General features: G+C 38.7%; 2 protein-coding genes. Both read right to left on the minus strand.

All coding sequences use genetic code 11. The features are described 5' to 3' along the window. Positions 1–297: 297 nt before the first annotated feature. Positions 298–957, minus strand: a complete 660-nt coding sequence (locus H525_RS0115455) for a cation efflux transmembrane domain-containing protein (protein ID WP_245590497.1) — start codon at positions 955–957, stop codon at positions 298–300. Then, on the minus strand, positions 923–1297 hold the full coding sequence (locus H525_RS0115460) for an ArsR/SmtB family transcription factor (protein WP_027416915.1): 375 nt from the start codon (positions 1295–1297) through the stop codon (positions 923–925). Before H525_RS0115460 ends, H525_RS0115455 begins: the two co-directional genes overlap by 35 nt. Positions 1298–1498 lie beyond the last annotated feature (201 nt).

The raw sequence follows: 1498 nt of genomic DNA on the forward strand, positions 1-1498 counted from the left end.
TTTTTTATCCCGCTTTGAATCCCGCTTTTTTCAGGACTTTATTATTCCGATTTCAGGGGTTTATTGTACTTGCAAGAGTTTATTGTTTCTTCACATAGTAGGGATAAGGATTAAGGATTCAGGGGCTAAATAAGAAATTATGAGTTCCATTTCTATTTTGAGGTTAAAACCTTTTTTAATATGCCCTTGTGACCACTGGGGAAACAATTGAATTGACATGATAAATAAAAGAAGGATTGCACATTTTATACAATCCCCTTTGTTATAAGTCTCACCGAGACTCAATTAATGGCAACCTCAGGTATCGGGTACACCTTTTGCTTCCTGAACTGCTTCCAATCCTTCTTTGACAACAATATATACCAACCCTAAAGATGCTATCGAGTCAATCCACCACCAGCCAACCAACGCATTCAGAACAGTGCCAAGAAGAACCGTCCATGCCATATAAGCACAAACAATGCTACATGCACCGTCTGCTCGAAGTGCTTTACTACCTATTTTATTACCGATTTTCTTCTTCGAGCGGGAAAGTATCGGCATAATGATACCAGAAGCTAAAGAAAGACCAATTCCCCAAAAACTTGATTCTGCCCCTTGATGTGTTACCAATTTATCTATTGATGCAATCACAATATAAAGTGCTAACAAGAGAAGGGCAATTCCAACCACCCATGATGATTTCTTCTCCGCTTGTTCCACTTGTGTCAGACTTGCACCACGGGCTTCAATAACCAAACGCCATAAAAGAACCCCACCCGCAATTAATTCGATGATACTGTCAGCACCAAATGCCACCAAGGATAACGAATGAGCAATGACTCCTGAACCAATGGCCACTACCGCTTCGACAATCATCCAAAATATAGATATTATCTCAATGCTAACACCTTTTTTTACTGATAGAGCGTGTGAGGACACTTTATTCCCCTCTTTCTTTCTTCGTATGAACAGCATGGTCTAAAGCCATCTGTAAGAGATCGATAACATGTGCATCATCACAAGTATAATAAATCGTGTTTCCATCTCTTCTGCATTTCACTATACGTAATGCTTTTAAAAACCGTAATTGGTGGGAAACAGCGGGTTGAGTCATTCCAAGAATTTCAGTCAAATCACAAACACACAATTCCCTTCTTGATAAATTGTGCAAAATCCGCAAACGTGTTGGGTCTGCAAGTGTCTTAAAGGTATTGGATAAATTTTCAATAACAGTTTGTTCAAGTTGTTCCACGCATTCGTGTATTGCATCTTGATGAATCGTGTTGCAACAAGTTTCTTGAGCAGGTTCAATCATCAAGCCACCACCTATATGAGCATATACTTATATACTCATTATATTAATAAAAAGAAAAAATGTCTTCCCATAGAAAAAAATTTTCAATTCATTCCCGAACACACCCTAATCAATTGTACGAGGTGGTTATATTGTTCTTTTTCTTTTCACCTCTGGTCATCCCGCTCTGCCTGTAGATGTCTATAAGACCTTGGGGGATTT

The organism is Aneurinibacillus terranovensis DSM 18919 (assembly GCF_000430625.1).
Taxonomy (GTDB): domain Bacteria; phylum Bacillota; class Bacilli; order Aneurinibacillales; family Aneurinibacillaceae; genus Aneurinibacillus_B; species Aneurinibacillus_B terranovensis.